Annotated in this window: 12 protein-coding genes and 1 tRNA gene; 3 read left to right on the top strand and 10 right to left on the bottom strand. The window is 71.5% G+C overall.

Annotation, left to right across the window (positions count from 1 at the left end; genetic code table 11):
* Positions 1 to 2 precede the first annotated feature (2 nt).
* A complete protein-coding gene (locus HGBR_RS15875) occupies positions 3 to 1,835 on the bottom strand; it encodes a hypothetical protein (protein WP_019157481.1) in 1,833 nt (610 codons plus the stop codon).
* Between the two features lie 24 nt (positions 1,836 to 1,859).
* Complete coding sequence (gene rpsA / locus HGBR_RS01045) at positions 1,860 to 3,341, bottom strand: 30S ribosomal protein S1 (protein ID WP_019157482.1); 1,482 nt, start codon at positions 3,339 to 3,341, stop codon at positions 1,860 to 1,862.
* A 198-nt stretch (positions 3,342 to 3,539) separates the two neighbouring features.
* Here rpsA and HGBR_RS01050 point away from each other — a divergent pair, with 198 nt between their 5' ends.
* A complete protein-coding gene (locus HGBR_RS01050) occupies positions 3,540 to 4,376 on the top strand; it encodes a class I SAM-dependent methyltransferase (RefSeq protein ID WP_019157483.1) in 837 nt (278 codons plus the stop codon).
* Positions 4,377 to 4,410: 34 nt separating this feature from the next.
* On the opposite strand, the gene polA is transcribed toward HGBR_RS01050, so the two are convergent.
* A complete protein-coding gene (gene polA, locus HGBR_RS15880) occupies positions 4,411 to 7,080 on the bottom strand; it encodes a DNA polymerase I (protein ID WP_019157484.1) in 2,670 nt (889 codons plus the stop codon).
* A 99-nt stretch (positions 7,081 to 7,179) separates the two neighbouring features.
* Here polA and HGBR_RS01065 point away from each other — a divergent pair, with 99 nt between their 5' ends.
* On the top strand, positions 7,180 to 7,629 hold the full coding sequence (locus tag HGBR_RS01065) for a hotdog fold thioesterase (RefSeq protein WP_019157485.1): 450 nt from the start codon (positions 7,180 to 7,182) through the stop codon (positions 7,627 to 7,629).
* Positions 7,630 to 7,632: 3 nt separating this feature from the next.
* Here the strand turns inward: HGBR_RS01065 and HGBR_RS01070 are convergent, their stop codons facing one another.
* Positions 7,633 to 8,253, bottom strand: a complete 621-nt coding sequence (locus HGBR_RS01070; RefSeq protein WP_019157486.1) for an ANTAR domain-containing response regulator — start codon at positions 8,251 to 8,253, stop codon at positions 7,633 to 7,635.
* Between the two features lie 75 nt (positions 8,254 to 8,328).
* Here HGBR_RS01070 and HGBR_RS01075 point away from each other — a divergent pair.
* Positions 8,329 to 8,410 (top strand) — tRNA-Leu (locus HGBR_RS01075).
* A gap of 54 nt (positions 8,411 to 8,464) precedes the next feature.
* Here the strand turns inward: HGBR_RS01075 and pyk are convergent.
* From pyk to trpB, 6 genes are all read right to left on the bottom strand, one after another.
* Positions 8,465 to 9,931 carry a pyruvate kinase gene (pyk, locus tag HGBR_RS01080; protein ID WP_026077228.1) on the bottom strand — a complete coding sequence of 489 codons (1,467 nt, stop codon included), beginning with the start codon at positions 9,929 to 9,931 and terminating at the stop codon, positions 8,465 to 8,467.
* 16 nt (positions 9,932 to 9,947) lie between these two features.
* The gene (locus tag HGBR_RS01085) at positions 9,948 to 11,411 is read right to left on the bottom strand and encodes a glutamate synthase subunit beta (protein ID WP_019157488.1); all 1,464 of its coding nucleotides are present in this window, start codon (positions 11,409 to 11,411) and stop codon (positions 9,948 to 9,950) included.
* Positions 11,404 to 16,029: a glutamate synthase large subunit gene (gene gltB, locus HGBR_RS01090; RefSeq protein WP_019157489.1), complete on the bottom strand. Its 4,626-nt coding sequence runs from the start codon at positions 16,027 to 16,029 to the stop codon at positions 11,404 to 11,406. The genes HGBR_RS01085 and gltB overlap by 8 nt, the downstream gene beginning before the upstream one ends.
* A 105-nt stretch (positions 16,030 to 16,134) precedes the next feature.
* Positions 16,135 to 17,214 carry a prolipoprotein diacylglyceryl transferase gene (lgt, locus tag HGBR_RS01095; protein ID WP_019157490.1) on the bottom strand — a complete coding sequence of 360 codons (1,080 nt, stop codon included), beginning with the start codon at positions 17,212 to 17,214 and terminating at the stop codon, positions 16,135 to 16,137.
* Complete coding sequence (trpA, locus tag HGBR_RS01100) at positions 17,207 to 18,007, bottom strand: tryptophan synthase subunit alpha (protein ID WP_019157491.1); 801 nt, start codon at positions 18,005 to 18,007, stop codon at positions 17,207 to 17,209. Before trpA ends, lgt begins: the two co-directional genes overlap by 8 nt.
* A complete protein-coding gene (trpB, locus tag HGBR_RS20605) occupies positions 18,004 to 19,248 on the bottom strand; it encodes a tryptophan synthase subunit beta (protein ID WP_019157492.1) in 1,245 nt (414 codons plus the stop codon). Before trpB ends, trpA begins: the two co-directional genes overlap by 4 nt.
* Between the last annotated feature and the right edge of the window lie 3 nt (positions 19,249 to 19,251).

Below are 19,251 nucleotides of genomic sequence, written 5' to 3' on the forward strand. Positions count from 1 at the left end.
CCTCACCCTACTCCGCGCAGGTCGACGACCCACGTGTCCTCGACGCGCTCCGCGTGCGCTCCCGGCGTCCGCGCCAGCGCCTCCGCGAGCTCGTCCGCCGGCCCGGGCAGAAGGGGTGCGCCCTCCGGCACGAGGACGAACTCAGTCCCCCGGGCCCGGATGTCGCGGACGGCGTCCACGACCCGGGCCTCGTCGAGAGCCGCGGAGCCCCCAGGCCCCTCCGCCTCCCGCAGGAGCACGTCGAGCGGGTCGAGCAGCGACTGGTAGAGGACCGGGTGGTCGTCGGTGCTCCCGATGAAGTACCCGCCGGTCTCGCGGTAGTGCATCCCGGTCTCCGCCTGCCACGCCATCGCCTGGGCGTGGTCGGGCTCCGCCACAGCCCGCGGGGTGGGCAGCGCCTTGACGACGGATCCCTGCGGGAGCGCCTCCTCGATCGCCCCGGCGGCGATCGCCGTGGGGATGTGCAGGACCCGGGTCTCGACCGCGGCGGGTGCGATGAGCACGCCCACGGATGCGACCGCCGCGACGGATGCGACCGCCGCGCGCGCACCCGCCCGCAGCGCGTGATGGAGCAGCACCGCGGTGAGCGCGCTCAGGACCAGCACCACGTGGACGGACAGGCGCATCGGCAGGATGTTCTCCAGCACCGGCAGGTGCTCGACGAGGCGGAACGGCCCCGGCACCGGGAGCTCGTGTCCCAGGATCCGCAGGGGCGAGCCCATCGACAGCAGCCACACCGCCGCACCGGTGAGCGCCAGGACCCGCACGAGCAGGCCGTGGCGGGGCGACCTCCACCGGCGCAGCACGGCCCAGGCGCCCACGACCAGCCAGACGAGCGAGACGTACCCGCCCACCTCCGCCGGATCGATCCCCAGGACACGCGGGATCTCCGGGCCCGCTCCCCGCAGCAGGGTGTGCTGCGAGGGCGTCACGAGGTCGGCGAGGTCGTTGTTCCAGACCCCGTGCGGACGGATCGCCTCACGCGGCGCCCCCGGTCCGGTCAGCATCGTGACGAGCAGCGGCGCGGCCAGCAGCAGCGCCGTCACGACGGCGGCACCCGACGCGGCGAGGAACGGCACCAGACGCGGTCGCAGGCGCCCGCGCAGGCACACGGCGATCGCCGCCACCGCGGCCACGGCAGCCAGGAAAGTGCCGGCCAGCAGTTCCGTCGACACGTAGAACTGCCAGCCCAGGGCGCCGCCCACCAGGATGCCCCACGGCAGCGCCTCGCGCACGTGGGTGCGCAGAGCTCCGCCCGCGGGCGCGGTCGCGGACCGCCACAGGAAGGCACCCACCAGCGGCGGCAGCACCGCGAAGCTCAGGTTGAGGTGGCCTCCGGCCTGGGCGGTGAGGTACGGGGAGAAGCCGTACAGGAGGGCACCCGCGAACGCGGGGGTCCGGTCCGCGAAGCGGGTCAGCAGCGCGGCGGCCGACAGTGAGGCGGCGACCGGCGAGAGGACGATCGCCGTCGTGTAGGCGACGACCGGTCCGGCCAGCCACGTGAGGGGGGCCAGCGGCAGTGCGAGACCCAGGACGCTCGTGTTCCACGCTCCGTTGACGCCGTCGGGCCAGTTCATCCCCGCAGTCAGAAGGAAGCCCGTGGTGCCGGTGCCGAAGCCCAGGGCGGAGGCGAGGGCGTCCGCGCCGTTCGCGAACCACCAGATGAAGAGGGAGGCGTCGTCGTTGTGCGCGTACACGCGCCCACCGGGATCCGCGACGAGGCCGCGGAACGTCAGGAGCGAGAGCGCCAGCGCCAGCAGCGCGAAGACGAGCCAGGGACGGGATGCGGAGGACCCCCGGACATGCGTCCGGGGGTCCTCAGAGCCTCTGCTCACAGATGCGGCGTCAGCGTGCGGCGATCAGCTGCCGGCGAGCTTCTCGCGCAGCGCGGCCAGCGCCTCATCGCTGGCGAGCGTGCCGGAGTCCGCGGGCGCCTCGCTGGCGTACGAGCTGGCGGCCGCCGGGGTCTCCGAGCTGACGGCGCCGGACGCAGCGGCCTCCGCGTCTGCGGAGATCGCCTTCGCGACCTGCTTCTTGTGCTCCTCCCAGTGGTGCTGAGCGGTCGCGTACTGCTGCTCCCACTCCTCGCGCTGGGCGTCGAAGCCCTCGAGCCACTCGTTCGTCTCCGGGTCGAAGCCCTCCGGGTACTTGTAGTTCCCGTCCTCGTCGTACTCCTGGAGCATGCCGTAGAGTGCCGGGTCGAGGAACTCCTCCGCCTCCGGGTCCACGCCCTCGTTCGCCTGCTTGAGGGAGAGCGAGATGCGGCGGCGGTCCAGGTCGATGTCGATGACCTTGACGTAGATCGTCTCGTCGACGCCCACGACCTGCTCCGGCAGGTCGATGTGGCGCACGGCCAGCTCCGAGATGTGCACGAGGCCCTCGATGCCGTCCTCGACCCGCACGAACGCGCCGAAGGGCACGAGCTTCGTGACCTTGCCGGGCACGATCTGGCCGATGATGTGGGTCCGGGCGAAGTGCTGCCACGGATCCTCCTGGGTCGCCTTGAGCGACAGGGAGACGCGCTCGCGGTCCATGTCGACGTCCAGGACCTCGACGGTGACCTCGTCGCCCACCGTCACGACCTCGCTGGGGTGCTCGATGTGCTTCCAGGACAGCTCCGAGACGTGGACCAGACCGTCCACGCCGCCCAGGTCGACGAACGCGCCGAAGTTGACGATCGAGGAGACGACGCCCGGACGGACCTGGCCCTTCTGCAGGGTCTGCAGGAAGTCGTGGCGGACCGCCGACTGCGTCTGCTCGAGCCAGGCGCGGCGCGAGAGGACGACGTTGTTGCGGTTCTTGTCGAGCTCGATGATCTTCGCCTCGACCTGCTGGCCGATGTACGGCGCCAGGTCGCGGACGCGGCGCATCTCCACGAGCGAGGCCGGGAGGAAGCCGCGCAGTCCGATGTCGACGATGAGGCCGCCCTTGACGACCTCGATGACGGTGCCCGTGACGACCCCGTCCTCGTCCTTGATGCGCTCGATGTCGCCCCATGCGCGCTCGTACTGCGCGCGCTTCTTGGAGAGCATCAGACGGCCGTCCTTGTCCTCCTTGGTGAGGACGAGGGCCTCGATGCCGTCGCCGACCTCGACGACCTCGGACGGATCGACGTCGTGCTTGATCGAGAGCTCGCGGGAGAGGATGACGCCTTCGGTCTTGTAACCGATATCGACGAGCACCTCATCGCGATCGACCTTCACGACGGTGCCTTCGACGATGTCTCCGTCATTGAAGTACTTGATGGTCTCGTCGACGGCTGCGAGGAAGTCCTCGGAGGTGCCGATGTCGTTGACGGCGACCTGCTTCTGGTGCGCCGAGTCAGGCGTGGTGGTGGTCATTAGGTAAGGGACTCCGTAGATGGAATGTGGCCCGCGGTCCCGAGGGAACGGGGACACGGTCTCGTGATGGATGATTGGAAGTGCAGCACGGCGCCGTGTGACGTCCACGGTTCGCGATGTGCATACAGTCCCATATGCTAGCACCACCGCGGGTGCGAACGCACGTGCGGACTGTGGTTCTGACAGCGAGGAGCGGGTGTGAGCGAGGGCGAGTACTCACCGGAGATCATCAGCGGCGGATATCTGTCGATCGGTGAGGAGGAGTCCGTCCGGGCCAACCGCTCCTACTGGGACGGATCCGCGGAGGAGTACCTCGCGGAGCACGGCAGCTTCCTGGGGGCCTCGGAGTTCGTGTGGTGCCCGGAGGGCGTCCGCGAGGACGACGTGCGGCTGCTGGGCGACGTCCAGCGGCGCCAGGTGCTCGAGGTGGGCTGCGGCGCGGGGCAGTGCTCTCGCTGGCTGGCGGAGCACGGCGCGCTGGCGACGGGCGTCGACCTGTCCTCCGGCATGCTCGAGCAGGCCTCCCGCCTGCAGCGCGAGAACCCGCTGGGGCCGGACGCGGTGCCGCCCACCTTCCTCCAGGCCGACGCGCGCTCGCTGCCGTTCCCGTCCGACAGTTTCGACATCGTCTTCTCCTCGTACGGCGCGCTCCCCTTCGTCAAGGACGCGGAGACCGTGCTCGCGGAGGCGGCCCGCGTCCTCCGCCCGGGCGGCCTCTGGGTCTTCTCCGTCACCCACCCGCTGCGCTGGATGTTCCCGGACGTGCCCGGCGAGGCCGGACTCACCGTCGAGTACTCGTACTTCGACCGCACGCCGTACGTCGAACTCGACGCCTCCGGCCAGCCCGTCTACGCGGAGCACCACCGCACGCTCAGCGACTGGATCCGCCTCCTCGTGGACGCGGGCTTCGAACTGACCGGGCTCACGGAGCCCGAGTGGCCGGAGGACAACGAGTCGTCGTGGGGCGGCTGGTCGCCGCTGCGCGGCCGGGTCATGCCGGGCACCGCGATCTTCTCCACCCGCCTGCGCGACTGAGAAGCCTGCGCGACGGCCCCGCCACGGGCGGGACTCAGTGCGCGGCGTCCTGCCAGCTCTGCCCGATCCCCACATTCACCTCGAGCGGGACGGACAGGGTCGCCGCGTCCGCCATCCGCTCCGTGACGATCCGCGACACCTCGTCGTGCTCGCCGGCGACCAGCTCGACGATGATCTCGTCGTGCACCTGCAGGAGCACGCGGCTGTCGAGGTCCGCCTCCCGGATCGCCTCGTCGACGCGGATCATCGCCCGCTTCATGATGTCCGCCGCGCTGCCCTGGATGGGCGCGTTGAGTGCGGCCCGCTCCGCCATCTCGCGGACCTGCCGGCGGTCGGAGGTGAGTGCCGGCAGGTACCGTCGACGACCGTCCATCGTCTCCGTGTATCCGCGCTCGCGCGCCTCCTCGACGACGCTCGAGAGGTAGTCGCGGACCGCGCCGAACCGGTCGAAGTAGCCGTCCATGAGGGAGCGGGCCTCGTCGACGCCGATCCCCAGCTGCTGGGAGAGCCCGTAGGCGGACAGGCCGTAGACCAGTCCGTACGACATCGCCTTGACCTGAGAGCGCAGCTCCGGGGTGACCTCCGAGGTCGCCACGCCGAACACCTGGGCGCCCACGTAGGCGTGCAGGTCCTCCCCCGCGCGGAACGCGCTGATGAGGGACGGGTCGCCGGACAGGTGCGCCATGATGCGCATCTCGATCTGGGAGTAGTCCGCGGTGAGGAGGGCGTCCGCATCGCGGCCGGGGACGAAGACCTCACGGATGCGGCGGCCGGCCTCGGTGCGCACCGGGATGTTCTGCAGGTTGGGGTCCTTCGACGACAGTCGGCCGGTCGCGGCGACGGTCTGCAGGTAGGTCGTGTGGATGCGTCCGCCGTCCGCGATCGTCTTCTCCAGCCCCACGACCGTCTGGCTCAGCTTCGTGCGGTCCCGGTGCGCCAGCAGATGCGCCAGGAAGGGGTGCTGCGTCTTCGCGTAGAGATCCGCGAGTGCGGCGGCATCCGTCGTGTACCCGGTCTTCGTCCGCTTGGTCCGCGGCATGTCGAGGTCGTCGAAGAGGACCTCCTGCAGCTGCTTGGGCGAGCCCAGGTTCACCTCGCGCCCGATCGCCGCGTACGCGTCCGCCGCACTGGCGTCCGCCTGCGAGCGGAACTCCTGCGCGAGAGCGTCGAGACGTGCGCGGTCGACCGCGATGCCGCGGACCTCCATCCGGGCGAGGATGTCGAGGACGGGGACCTCGATCTCCTCCATGATCCGGGTGAGGCCGCTGTCCTCGAGCGCCTCGGCCAGTACGGGGCGCAGGTCCGCGACAGCGGCGGCGCGTGCGGCGAGCGGGGCGAACGGGTCCTCGTCCGCGGCCTCGGGCAGCGTCGTCCCCAGGCGCGCGCCCAGCAGGTCGCCCAGCTCGTAGCCGCGGCGGTCCGGCTCCAGCAGGTAGCCGGCCAGCTGGGTGTCCCAGGCGACGGCGGCCTCGGGGAATCCCGCCTCCCACAGCGCTTTGAGCTGCGGCTTCGCATCGTGGGCGACGAGGCGCGGGTGCTCCGTCAGGAGCGCCGCGAGCGCGGTCTGCGCGGTGGTGTCCAGCTCGCTCAGGTCGAGCGCCCAGAGGTCCTCCCCGCGCGCCAGCACGAGACGGTCGACGGTGCCCTCCCCGCGCACGTAGGCGCCGTCGGACGCGAGCGCGACCCAGTCCTCGGCGCGGACCCCGGCCAGGGCCTCCGGCACGTCCGCGGAGGCGAGCCGGGTCGCCTCCCGGACCACGGCCTCGGCGGCGGTGTCCGCGTCCTCATCCGTGTACAGGGCCTGCGCGCGTCGGCCCAGCACCGCGAACTCGAGCTGGTCGAAGAGGGCGTCCAGCGTCTCGCGGTCCGGCGACCGGCGGCGCGTCTCCTCGATCGTGACCGGCAGCTCGACGTCGTCCAGGAGGCGGTTGAGGCGGAAGTTGCGGCGCACGTCGGTCAGGTGCGCGCGCAGGCTCTCGCCCGCCTTGCCGGTGATGACGTCCGCGTGGGCGAGGACCTCCTCGAGCCCGCCGTAGGTCGTGAGCCACTTCGCGGCGGTCTTGGGGCCCACCCCGGGCACGCCCGGCAGGTTGTCCGCCTTCTCGCCCACGAGCGCGGCCTGCCCGCGGTACTGCGCGGGGGTGACGCCGTACTTCTCCTCGACCGCGTCCGGGGTCATCCGGTCGAGGTCCGTCATGCCGCGCCGGGGGTAGAGGACCGTCACCCCGGGGCGGACCAGCTGGAAGGCGTCCTTGTCGCCCGAGGCGATGCGGGCCTCGACCCCGGCCTCCTCCGCCAGCCGTGCGAGAGTGGCCAGCACGTCGTCGGCCTCGACGCCCACGATGCCCAGCACGGGGATCCGCAGCGCCTGCAGCACGTCCTCGATGAGGTCGACCTGGCCGTGGAAGTCCGGCGGCGTCTTCGCGCGCCCTGCCTTGTACTCCGGGTGCTCGTCCAGTCGGAACTGCGGCCGGCCGCGATCGAACGCGACCGCGATGTGCGTGGGCGACTCTGCCTCGATCGCCGTCAGCAGCATCGAGACGAACCCGAACACCGCATTCGTCGTCTGCCCCGATGCCGTCTGGAACTTCTCCGGCGGCAGCGCGTGGTACGCGCGGTAGGCCATCGAATGGCCGTCGATGAGGAGGAGCGAGTCCTGCGGGGCGGGGGCTGCGTCTGCGGAGGCTGTCGTCGTCACCCCCACAGGGTACCGGGAGACGGGAGGACGGCGCCGGGTCCTGATAGAGCCGGGTCCTGACTAGAGTGAGGGTGATCCCATCCGCACACCACCTCAGGAGTCCCCGTGCCCGCAGACCGGCAGATGCCCGCCCTCTCCCCCGACATGACCGCGCAGGACTACGCCGCGCTGGTCGAGAACTGGACGCTGCCGGCGGGCACGCTCGTCGAGAAGATGGGGATCCGGACCACGGGGCTGGGCTGGGAGTGGATCGAGGCCGACTGCCCGGTCGCCGGCAACCTCCAGCCGGCGGGGCTCTTCCACGGCGGCGGCCACGTCGTCATCGCGGAGACGCTCGCCTCGATGCACGCAGCGCTGCGCTCCGGCGGAGCCGTCGTGGGGGTAGACCTGAATGCCACGCACCTGCGATCGATCACGGAGGGCACGGTCTTCGCACGCGCGCAGGTCCTGCACGCGGGGCGCCGACTGTTCAACCACGAGGTCCGGATGACGGATGCGGACGACCGACTCCTGTCGATCGTCCGCATCTCCAATATGGTGCTGCAGGGCTCCTGAGGCTCAGCCCTTCGCGGAGCCGATCTGGTTCAGGACGGTCTCCGCGACCTCGCGCATCGTGAGGCGACGGTCCATGGAGGTCTTCTGGATCCACCGGAAGGCCTCCGGCTCCGTCAGCCCCATCGACGAGATGAGGAGGCCCTTCGCACGCTCGACCAGCTTGCGCGTCTCGAAGCGGTCCGTGAGGTCGGAGATTTCCGATTCCAGCGCAGTGATCTCCGCGTGGCGCGACAGCGCGATCTCCAGTGCCGGCAGCAGGTCGTTCGACGAGAACGGCTTGACGACGTAGGCCATGGCACCGGCGTCGCGGGCGCGCTCGACGAGCTCCTTCTGCGAGAAGGCGGTGAGGAGCACGACGGGGGCGATGCGGGCCTTCGCGATCCGCTCCGCTGCGGAGATTCCGTCGAGGACGGGCATCTTGATGTCCATGACCACGAGGTCCGGACGCAGCTCCTCCGCCAGCCGGATCGCGGACTCGCCGTCCGCGGCCTCGCCGACGACGTCGTATCCGACCTCGCGGAGCATCTCGACGATGTCGAGACGGATGACGGCCTCGTCCTCCGCGACGACGACGCGGCGCACGGGACCGTGCTCGGTGCTGGGGGTGTCTTCGTTGTGGGTCACCCCGCCATCCTACCGCCGTGACGGTCTCCGGGCACGGCGGGGGCGCACCCGGTGCGTGCAGTACACTTCCCCTGGGCCGGATTGGCGGAATCGGTAGACGCAGCGCACTCAAAATGCGCCGCCTTCGGGTGTGAGGGTTCGAGTCCCTCATCCGGCACGGAGGAAGGGGTCCCCAGCGGGGACCCCTTCTGCATGTGCGGATCCTGCGCGCTCAGACGCCCGTCTCGTCCACCTCGTCCCGGTAGGCGGCCGCGACCCCGTTGATCGCCTGCCCCAGGACGTGCACGCGCAGCGCGTTCGTCGACCCGACGATGCCGGGGGGCGAGCCGGCGACGATGATGCTCAGCTGGCCCTCCTCCCCCTCGCCGTTGCTCAGGAGCACCTTGTCGACCTGGCGGGCCATCTGGTCCGTGTGGTGGACGGCTCGCACGAGGTGCGTGCGCACGCCCCAGCTCATCTCCAGCTGATTGCGCACCCGGGGGTCGGGTGTGAACGCGATGACGGGCCGCTTCTGGCGCAGGCGCGACATGCGTCGCACGGAGTCGCCCGACTGCGTGAAGGTGCAGACGAGGTCGATGCCCAGCTGCTCCGCGATCTGCGCGGCCGCCGCCGTGATGGCTCCGCCGCGCGTGTGCGGGGTGGTGCCCAGGGAGGGGATCCGGTCGAAGCCCTCAGCCTCCGTCGCCTCGATGATGCGGGCCATCGTCCGCACCGACTCGAGCCAGTGCGCGCCGATCGACGTCTCGCCGGACAGCATGAGGGCGTCCGCACCGTCCAGGACGGCGTTCGCGCAGTCGCTCGCCTCCGCCCGGGTGGGGCGCGGCGACTCGATCATCGACTCGAGCATCTGGGTCGCGACGACGACGGGCTTCGCCTGGCGACGGGCGACCTCGATCGCGCGCTTCTGGACGATCGGGACCTCCTCGAGCGGCAGCTCGACGCCCAGGTCTCCGCGGGCCACCATGATGCCGTCGAACGCGGCGACGATCTCGTGGAGGCGGTCGACCGCCTGCGGCTTCTCGAGCTTCGCCATGACGGGCAGGCGCACGCCCGTCTCCTCCATGATCCTGTGGACGTCCTCGATGTCCTCGGGCCCGCGCACGAAGCTGAGTGCCACCCAGTCGACGCCGTGCGCCAGACCCCACCGCAGGTCCGCGAGGTCCTTCTCCGTGAGGGCGGGGACGGAGACGGCCACGCCGGGCAGATTGATCCCCTTGTGGTCGGAGATCCGGCCGGGCACCTCCACCTCCGTCACCACGTCCGTCTCCGTCACCTCGATCGCGCGCAGACGGATGCGGCCGTCGTCGATGAGCAGCGGGTCGCCCGGCTGCACGTCGCCGGGGAGTCCGGTGTAGGAGGTGCTGACGATCTCCGCATCGCCGTCGACGGGACGGGAGGTGATGGTGAAGCGATCGCCGATCGCCAGGTGCGGCTTGGCGCCGTCCGCGAACGTGCCCACCCGGATCTTGGGCCCCTGCAGGTCGAGGAGGACCGCCACCGGCGAGTCTGAGTCCGCCGCGGCCCGACGGAGCCGCTCGAGGCGCTCCTCATGGTCCGCGTGCGTCCCGTGGCTCATGTTGAAGCGGGCCACATTCACGCCCTCCGCGAGGAGGTTCCTCAGGTCGTCGTAGGATGTCTGTGCTGGTCCCAGGGTCGCCACGATCTTCGCATGCCTCATGGCACCAGCCTACTGCCTACGGGCCCGCGGTCAGCGCCTGTTCGTGGGCCGTCACCGGACGCGGGAGGGACGTCTCCCCCATGAGGTGCGCGTCGACGGCCGCGGCCGCCGCCCGGCCCTCCGCGATGGCCCAGACGATGAGCGACTGGCCGCGCCCCGCATCGCCCGCGACGAACACGCCGTCGAGGGCCGTGGCGTAGTCAGCGTTGCGGGCCAGGGTCCCCGCCTCGACGCCGAGGCCCCACGCGGCCGCCGTGACCGTCTCCGGTCCCGTGAACCCCATCGCGATGAGCACGAGATCCGCGGGCAGCTCCTCCTCCGTGCCCGGCTCCGGCACCCGGCCGGCGTCCGTGTACGCGGTCCGCGCGACCCGCAGCGCCCGCACGCGGCCGGCCCCGTCGTCCAACGCCTCGACGGTCGAGGCGAGGAAGCGGCGCTCACCGCCCTCCTCGTGGCTGGTCGAGACCTCGAAGATCCGGGGGTCCGTGGGCCACGGCTCGTCCGCGGAGCGCTGGGCGGGCGGCCTCCGGCCGATCGCGAGCGATGTGACGGACGCCGCGCCCTGACGCAGGGCGGTGCCGACGCAGTCGGACCCCGTGTCGCCTCCGCCGATCACGACGACGTGTTTCCCCGCGGCGTCGATCCGGTCCGCGACCGGATCGTCACCGGCCTGCCGCCGGTTCTCCGGGACGAGGTAGTCCATGGCCGGGTGCACGCCCGCCAGCTCGCCGCCGGGGATCCTCAGCGCGCGCGGGACGGTCGCTCCCGTGCACACGACGACGGCGTCGACGCGGTCGCGCAGCTCCTCCCACGACACGTGCGTCCCGATCTCGACCCCGGTGCGGAATCGGGTGCCCTCGCGTCGCATCTGCTCGAGCCTGCGATCGATGTGGTGCTTCTCGAGCTTGAAGTCCGGGATCCCGTAGCGCAGGAGTCCGCCGATCCGGTCCTCGCGCTCGAACACGACGACGGAGTGCCCTGCACGGGTCAGCTGCTGGGCGGCCGCCAGGCCTGCAGGGCCCGAACCGACGACGGCGACGGTGCGTCCCGACATCCGCTCAGGCGGCCGCGGCACGACGAGGCCCTCCTCGAACGCACGGTCGATGATCGTCTGCTCGACGTTCTTGATCGTGACCGCCGGTTGCGAGATCGCGAGGACGCACGCGGATTCGCAGGGCGCGGGGCATGCCCGGCCCGTGAACTCCGGGAAGTTGTTCGTCGCGTGGAGGAGCTCGCTGGCCCTCGCGGTCTGCCCGCGCCACATCGCGTCGTTGAACTCCGGGATGAGGTTGCCCAGGGGGCACCCCTGGTGGCAGAAGGGGACGCCGCAGTCCATGCACCGACCGGCCTGCCGCACGAACGCGGACGCGTCCTGCCGCTCCTGCTGCACCTCGCGGAAGTCGAGGAGTCGGACGGCGACGGGGCGGGACGGGGGGAGCTCCCGCTCCGTTGTCGTGAGGAATCCGTGCGGATCAGCCATGGGTCATCTCCAGGATCGAGCTCCATGCCTCGGAGCCGTCGGGGTCGGTGCCGTCCTCCTCGAAGCGCGTGCGCAGCGCGAGGACCGCCTGGTAGTCGACGGGGACCAGTTTGGTGAACCGGCCGAACACGTCCTCTCCGCGCTCGAGCCGCGCGAGGAGGGACGCGACGAGCGGTGAACTCGTCCACTCGAGGTGCTCCCGCAGCAGGACCTCGAGCTCGTGCGTGTCCTCGCCGGACAGTCCGCGCAGGTGGAACCGCCCGGCCGCCCGGTCCGCGACGTTGAGGCGCGCGGGGTTGAAGTCGAGCAGGTACGCGACTCCCCCGGACATCCCGGCGGCGAAGTTCCGACCCACCGGCCCCAGCACGACTGCGGTGCCGCCGGTCATGTACTCGAGTCCGTGGTCGCCGATCCCCTCGACGACCGCGGTCGCACCGGAGTTGCGCACGAGGAAGCGCTCGCCCACCTGACCGGACAGGTGCATCCGGCCGGCGGTCGCGCCGTAGCCGATCACGTTGCCGGCGATGACATGGTCCTCGGGCCGGTACCCGGGCGCGGCGGCCGGCCGTACGGCGATCGTGCCGCCGCAGAGGCCCTTGCCCACGTAGTCGTTGCCCTCACCGCACAGCGACAGGGTGACACCGCGCGGCAGGAACGCACCCAGGGACTGGCCCGCGCTGCCGGTGAGATGCACGCGCAGGGTGTCCTCCGGCAGCGCCTCGAGGCCGTGCTCGACGGTCACCCGATGGCCCAGCATCGTGCCCACGGACCGGTCGACGTTCGTGACCGTGTGGTTGAGGACGAGCGGCGTGCGGGCGCGGATCGAGTCCGCGGCCTCCGCGATGAGACGCGCGTCGAAGTGCTCGTCGAGCCGGTGGTCCTGGCCCACGGTCCGGGAACGGACCGCAGCGATCTCCCCGTCCGCCGTGCGCGGCACGGCGAGGATGTCCGCGATGTCGAGGCCGTCCGCCTTCCAATGGCTCTGGGCCGCACTCCGGTCCAGGCGCTCGACGCGGCCGATCGCCTCGTCGAGGGTGCGGAAGCCCAGCTCGGCCAGCAGCTCCCGGACCTCCTCCGCGATGTACTCGAAGAACGTCTCGACGAACTCGGGGCGGCCGGTGAAGCGGCGGCGCAGCTCCGGGTTCTGCGTCGCGACGCCCACGGGGCACGTGTCCTTGTGGCACACGCGCATCATGATGCAGCCGCTCACGACCAGGGGCGCCGTCGCGAAGCCGAACTCCTCCGCGCCCAGCAGCGCGGCGATGACGACGTCCCTGCCGGTCTTGAGCTGGCCGTCGACCTGGACGGAGACCCGCTCGCGCAGGCCGGACTGGACGAGGGTCTGCTGGGCTTCCGCGAGCCCCAGCTCCCACGGGACGCCCGCGTGCTTGAGCGAGTTGAGCGGGCTGGCCCCCGTTCCGCCGTCGTGTCCGGAGATGAGGACCACGTCCGCCTGCGCCTTCGCGACACCGGAGGCGACGGTCCCCACGCCGGATGACGCGACGAGCTTGACGTGGACGCGCGCCGCGGGGTTGGCCCGCTTGAGATCGTGGATGAGCTGGGCCAGGTCCTCGATCGAGTAGATGTCGTGGTGCGGGGGCGGCGAGATGAGGCCGACCCCGGCCGTCGAGTTCCGCGTCCGCGCGATCCAGGGGTAGACCTTCGACGGCGGCAGCTGACCGCCCTCACCGGGCTTGGCGCCCTGCGCCATCTTGATCTGGATGTCGTCCGCCTCCGTCAGATAGAGGCTCGTGACGCCGAACCGGCCGCTCGCCACCTGCTTGATGGCCGACCGGCGCTCCGGGTCGAGCAGCCGTTCAACGTCTTCGCCGCCCTCGCCGGTGTTCGACTTGCCGCCGATCCGGTTCATCGCGATCGCGAGCGTCTCGTGCGCCTCCTGCGACAGGGAGCCGTAGCTCATCGCCCCGGTCGAGAACCGTCGGATGATCGCGGACGCGGGCTCGACCTCCTCGAGCGGAATCGGACCGGTCGCACCGGGGACGAGGTCGAAGAGGCCGCGCAGCGTCAGCAGTTCGCGCGCCTGGTCGTCGACCCGCCGCGTGTAGGAGCGGAAGATGTCGAAGCGGCGCGTGCGCGTCGCGTGCTGGAGTCGGAAGACCGTCTCCGGGTCGAAGAGGTGCGGGGGTCCCTCCCGGCGCCACTGATACTCGCCGCCGATGTCGAGGGCGCGGTGAGCGACCGGGTTGTCGTGCGGATAGGCGGCGCGGTGGCGTTCCTCCACCTCCTGGGCGATTCCATCGAGTCCGATCCCGCCCAGACGGGCCCGCGTCCCCGCGAAGAACTCCGCGACCAGCTCGTCGCTCAGTCCCAGCGTCTCGAAGGTCTGGGCCGCGTGGTACGAGTGCACCGTCGAGATGCCCATCTTCGACATGACCTTGAGGAGTCCGCGACCCAGGGCGCGCAGGACGTTGCGCACGGCGACGTCCTCCTCGATCCCCGTCACCCGGCCGTCGCGGACCATGAGGGCTGCGGTCTCCATCGCGAGGTAGGGGTTGACCGCCGATGCGCCGAACCCGATGAGCGCGGCGACGTGGTGGACCTCCCGCACGTCCCCGGCCTCGACGAGCAGCGACACGGACGTGCGCGTCCGCTCGCGGATGAGGTGGTGGTGGACGGCGGAGGTGAGGAGGAGGGTTGGGATGGGCGCGAGGTCCGCCTGCGAGTCGCGGTCGGAGAGCACGAGGAACCGGGCCCCCGCCCGGATGGCCTCGCTCGCCTCGTCGCACAGCTGGGCGATCCGCGTCCGCAGGGCCTCGCCGCCGCCGGGCCGGTAGAGACCTCGCAGGACCGCGGTCGCGCGCCGTGCATCGGACCCCACGCGGGCGCCGGACAGGTGGACGAACTTCGCGAGCTGCTCGTTGTCGATGACGGGGTACGGCAGATCGACCTGGAAGAGGTCCTGCGGGCCGGACGCCAGCAGGTTCCCCTCGCTGCCGATCCCCACCGCGACGCTCGTGACGATCTCCTCGCGGATCGCGTCGAGCGGCGGGTTCGTCACCTGCGCGAAGCTCTGCGCGAAGTAGTCGAAGAGCAGGCGGGGGCGCTCCGCGAACGCGGCGACCGGGGTGTCCGTGCCCATCGCGCCCAGCGGCTCGGTGCCGGCCTCGGCCATGGGGCCGATGAGGATCCGCAGCTCCTCGTCCGTGTAGCCGAACGTGCGCTGGCGGCGCTCGACGGACGCCTGCGGGTAGCGGACCGTCTCCCGCTCCGGCAGGTCCTCGATCGAGACCGTCGTCTGCTCGAGCCATTCCCCGTACGGGGCGGCGGAGGCGAGCGTCGCCTTCGTCTCCGTGTCGGACACGATCCGGCCGGCGACCATGTCGACGAGGAACATCCGACCGGGCTGCACACGACCGCGGGCGACGATCGTGTCCACCGGCAGGTCGACGACTCCGGCCTCGCTCGCGAGGACGACGGTGTCGTCCGTGAGGGTGTACCGAGCGGGGCGCAATCCGTTGCGGTCCAGCACGGCGCCGATCTGGTCGCCGTCGGTGAACGCGACGCACGCGGGCCCGTCCCACGCCTCCATGAGCAGCGCGTGGTAGCGGTAGAAGGCCTGCCGCTGCTCCGAGATCGCAGGCTCCTTCTCCCAGGCCTCCGGGATGAGCATCGCCATCGCGTGCGGAAGCGGGCGGCCGGCCATGACGAGGAGCTCGAGGACCTCGTCGAGCGAGCCGGAGTCCGACAGCATCGGGTTGTTGATGGGGAGCAGACGCGCGAGGTCCGCATTGTCGCCGGTGCCGTCCGGAGAGGCGAGGAGCTCGGATGCGACGACGGACTCCCGTGCGGCCATCCAGTTGCGGTTACCGCGGACCGTGTTGATCTCCCCGTTGTGGGCGAGCATCCGGAACGGCTGCGCAAGCGGCCACGACGGGAAAGTGTTCGTCGAGAAGCGCGAGTGGACGATCGCGAGGCGCGTCCGGAACCGCTCGTCGGACAGATCCGGGTAGAACGGCTCCAGTTGGGCGGTGCTCACCATCCCCTTGTAGACGAGGGTGCGGGTCGACAGCGACGGGAAGTAGACCCCGTCGCGCTCCGCCCGGCGACGGACTGCGAACGCGCGACGGTCCAGCGCCCACGGATCCGTCACCCCGGCCGCGTCCGTGCGCAGCGGCCGGTCCGCCGAGGCCGTGAGGAAGACCTGCTCGAAGTGCGGCATCGCGGCGCGGGCCGATGCCCCCAGCACCGACGGGTCGACCGGAACGGGCCGCCACCCCAGGACGTCGACGCCCTCCTCCTCTGCGAGGGTCTCGACGAGCGCCCGGCCGGACGCGGGGTCCGCGGGGTCGAGGAACGCGGTCCCGACCGCGTACTGTCCCGCTTCCGGCAGCGCGAGCCCGCTCACGGCGGTGAGGAAATCGTGCGGGACCTGCACGGTGATGCCCGCGCCGTCACCCGTTCCCTCGTCTCCGCCCACGCCGCCCCGGTGCTCCATGTTGCGCAGCGCCGTGAGGGCCTGCTGCACGACGAGGTGATCGGCGGGTCCGCGGTAGCGCGCGATGAAGGCGAGGCCGCACGCGTCGTGCTCGTCGGCGGGGTCCGCGAGCGCATGGCGCGCCGGGCGCGCGGAGAAGGGCAGTGAGACGGGTCCACTCATGCGAGCACCGTCCTTCCGGGGTCGTGCGGAAAGGGCCGCAGCAGACGGCACTGTCGGCACTGCGGTGCGCCGCCTCGTGCGAGGCCGGCCACACGGAAACCCAGTTTACACTCCGCAACTCCCAGTTCCGCGCTGCGTCTCAGAGTCTGAGCGACCGCGCAGCTGCGGGACGATCGAGATTGCAGACGTGACCGCGCCGAAGAATCCGAAACCGCGGCGCGGGGGCTCCTCCTCATCAGGCCGCGCGGTCGCGTCCGCCGTTGCGTCGGGAACGGAATCGGCGGGTCCGGAGGGTGTCGATGGGGCGGACGAGGTGTCCCCACCGCCCCGACCGTCGACGTACGCGGAGTCCTTCCCGGATCCGTGCCGGGCGCGGGAGACCGCGAGGAGGACGAGGCCCACGAGGAAGACGAGGATCGATGTCCACACATTGAGGCGCAGCCCCAGGATGTGCTCGGCGTCGTCGATCCGCAGCGCCTCGATCCACACGCGTCCCAGCGTGTAGTAGCTCAGGTACAGGTAGAACACCTGTCCCCGCCACAGGCCGAACCGGCGCGCGGCCCACAGCAGGAGTGCGCAGCCGGCCAGGTTCCACAGCGACTCGTAGAGGAACGTGGGGTGGAAGAGGGTGTCCGCCGGCAACTCCGGGTCCGGCCAGGTGGGGCTTGACCGATCGATCTCGAGCCCCCACGGAAGGGTCGTGGGCGCACCGAACAGCTCCTGGTTGAACCAGTTGCCCCACCGGCCCACGGCCTGCGCGAGGATGAGGCCGGGCGCGGCGGCGTCGAGGAACGACGTGAAGCGGAACCCGTGCCGTCGGCACACGAACAGGACGACGAGCACTCCCAGCGCGACCGCGCCCCAGATGCCCAGCCCGCCGTTCCAGATGTAGAGCGCGGCGACGGGGTCCCCGTCCGGACCGAAGTAGGGGTCCGGCGTGGAGAAGACGTGGTAGAGCCGGCCGCCGATGATCCCCGCGGGGATCGCCCAGATCGCGATCGTCCAGAGATCGTCCTCCGTGCCGCCGCGCGCCTGCCACCGCTTGTTCGTGAGCCACAGGGCCAGCGCGATGCCCAGGAGGATGCAGAGCGCGTACGCGTGGATCCGCACGGGTCCTACGTCGAAGCCGCTCCAGGTGGGCGACGGGATGGACGCGAGGAGGTCGACGACGCGCGGATCAGTCACGCACGCCCTCCACGAACTCCCGCGCGACCCGACCCACACCGGCGGGCCCGTCGTCGTCGAGGGCGCGGACGAGGGCGGAGCCCACGATGACGCCGTCGGCGAAGCGGGCGACCTCCGCCGCCTGCTGCCGCGTCGACACGCCCAGTCCCACGCACACGTGCTCCGCACCCGCGGCCCGCGTGTTCGCGACGAGGTCCTCCGCCCGGGAGCCCACCTCCTCGCGCGTGCCCGTGACCCCCATGGTCGAGGCCGCGTAGACGAATCCGCGGCTGGCGGCGGCGACCGTCGCCAGCCGGTCCGGAGACGACGACGGTGCGACGAGGAAGATCCGATCGAGCCCGTGCGCGTCGGAGGCGGCGATCCATTCGTCGGCCTCGTCCGGGATGAGGTCGGGCGTGACGATGCCCGCGCCGCCCGCGGCCGCCAGGTCGCGGGCGTAGGCGTCGACGCCGTACTGCAGGATGAGGTTCCAGTAGCTCATGACGACGGGTGTCGCACCCGCGTCCGCGGCGGCCTCGATCGCCGTGAAGACGTCCCGCACGCGCACCCCGCGGCTCAGGGCCTGCACGGTCGCGGCCTCGATGACGGGGCCGTCCATGCCGGGGTCCGTGTAGGGCATCCCGATTTCGATGATGTCCGCGCCGCCGTCCGCCAGCGCGCGCACCGCGTCGAGCGAGCCCGGCACGTCCGGGTAGCCCACCGGGAGATAGCCGATGAACGCGGCGCGGTCCTCTTCGGCCGCGGCCGCGAGCACTCCCCCGGTGCCGGATCCGGTGTTCGTCGCCGTGCTCATTCCACGTCTCCTGCCGTCTCGTCGAGGTAGCCGAACCAGCGTCCGGCGGTCGTCACGTCCTTGTCGCCGCGCCCCGAGAGGTTCACGAGGATCGTCGCGTCCGGTCCCAGCTCGCGGCCCAGTTCCAGGGCGCCCGCGAGCGCGTGCGAGCTCTCGATCGCGGGGATGATCCCCTCCGTGCGGCAGAGCAGGCGGAACGCGTCCATCGCCTGGGCGTCCGTGACGGGGCGGTACTCGCCCCGCCCGGTCTCGTGCAGCCACGCGTGCTCCGGCCCCACGCCGGAGTAGTCGAGTCCCGCGGAGATCGAGTGGCTTTCCAGTGTCTGCCCGTCCTCGTCCTGCAGCTGGTAGGACTTCGCTCCGTGGAGCACGCCCACCGTGCCGCGCGTGAGCGTCGCCGCGTGCCGGGGCGTGTCGATGCCGTCGCCGGCGGCTTCGCAGCCGATGAGCCGCACGGACGCGTCTGGGATGAAGGCGTGGAAGACGCCGATCGCGTTGGAGCCGCCGCCCACGCACGCGACGACCGCGTCCGGGAGCACACCGGTCAGCTCGAGCGCCTGACCGCGCGCCTCGAGGCCGATGATGCGCTGGAACTCGCGGACGAGGAGCGGGAACGGGTGCGGCCCCGCGACGGTGCCGAACACGTAGTGGGTCGACTCGACAGAGGCGACCCAGTCGCGGAACGTCTCGTTGATCGCGTCCTTGAGGGTGCGCGACCCCGCCTCGACCGCGGTCACCTCCGCGCCCAGCAGGCGCATGCGCGCCACGTTCAGCGCCTGCCGCTCCACGTCGACGGCGCCCATGTAGATCCGGCACTCGAGCCCCAGCAGCGCGGCCGCGGTGGCGGTCGCGACGCCGTGCTGGCCCGCGCCCGTCTCCGCGATGAGCCGTGTCTTCCCCAGACGACGGGCCAGGAGACCCTGGCCCAGTGCGTTGTTGATCTTGTGGCTGCCGGTGTGGTTGAGGTCCTCCCGCTTGAGGAGGATCCGCGCGCCGCCGGCGTGCTGCGAGAACCGGGGAGCCTCCGTCAGCAGGCTGGGCCGGCCCACGTACTCCGCGAGCAGGCCGCGGTACTCCGCGCGGAAGTCATCGTCCAGGACGGCCTTCGCGAAGGCCTCCTCGATCTCCTCGCACGCGGGGACGAGGGCCTCGGGAATGAAGCGGCCGCCGAAGTCGCCGAAGCGGGGACCCTGCGGCAGCTCCGCATCCGGGCGCGAGAACTGCTCGATCTGCTCGATCATGGA

Source organism: Brevibacterium senegalense (genome assembly GCF_000285835.1).
Lineage (GTDB): Bacteria > Actinomycetota > Actinomycetes > Actinomycetales > Brevibacteriaceae > Brevibacterium > Brevibacterium senegalense.

Coding starts and splice junctions, on each gene's coding strand:
- rpsA (WP_019157482.1), bottom strand. CDS start 3,341: ATGACCACCACCACGCCTGACTCGGCGCACCAGAAGCAGGTCGCCGTC.
- pyk (WP_026077228.1), bottom strand. CDS start 9,931: ATGAGGCATGCGAAGATCGTGGCGACCCTGGGACCAGCACAGACATCC.
- HGBR_RS01085 (WP_019157488.1), bottom strand. CDS start 11,411: ATGGCTGATCCGCACGGATTCCTCACGACAACGGAGCGGGAGCTCCCC.
- gltB (WP_019157489.1), bottom strand. CDS start 16,029: ATGAGTGGACCCGTCTCACTGCCCTTCTCCGCGCGCCCGGCGCGCCAT.
- trpA (WP_019157491.1), bottom strand. CDS start 18,007: ATGAGCACGGCGACGAACACCGGATCCGGCACCGGGGGAGTGCTCGCG.
- trpB (WP_019157492.1), bottom strand. CDS start 19,248: ATGATCGAGCAGATCGAGCAGTTCTCGCGCCCGGATGCGGAGCTGCCG.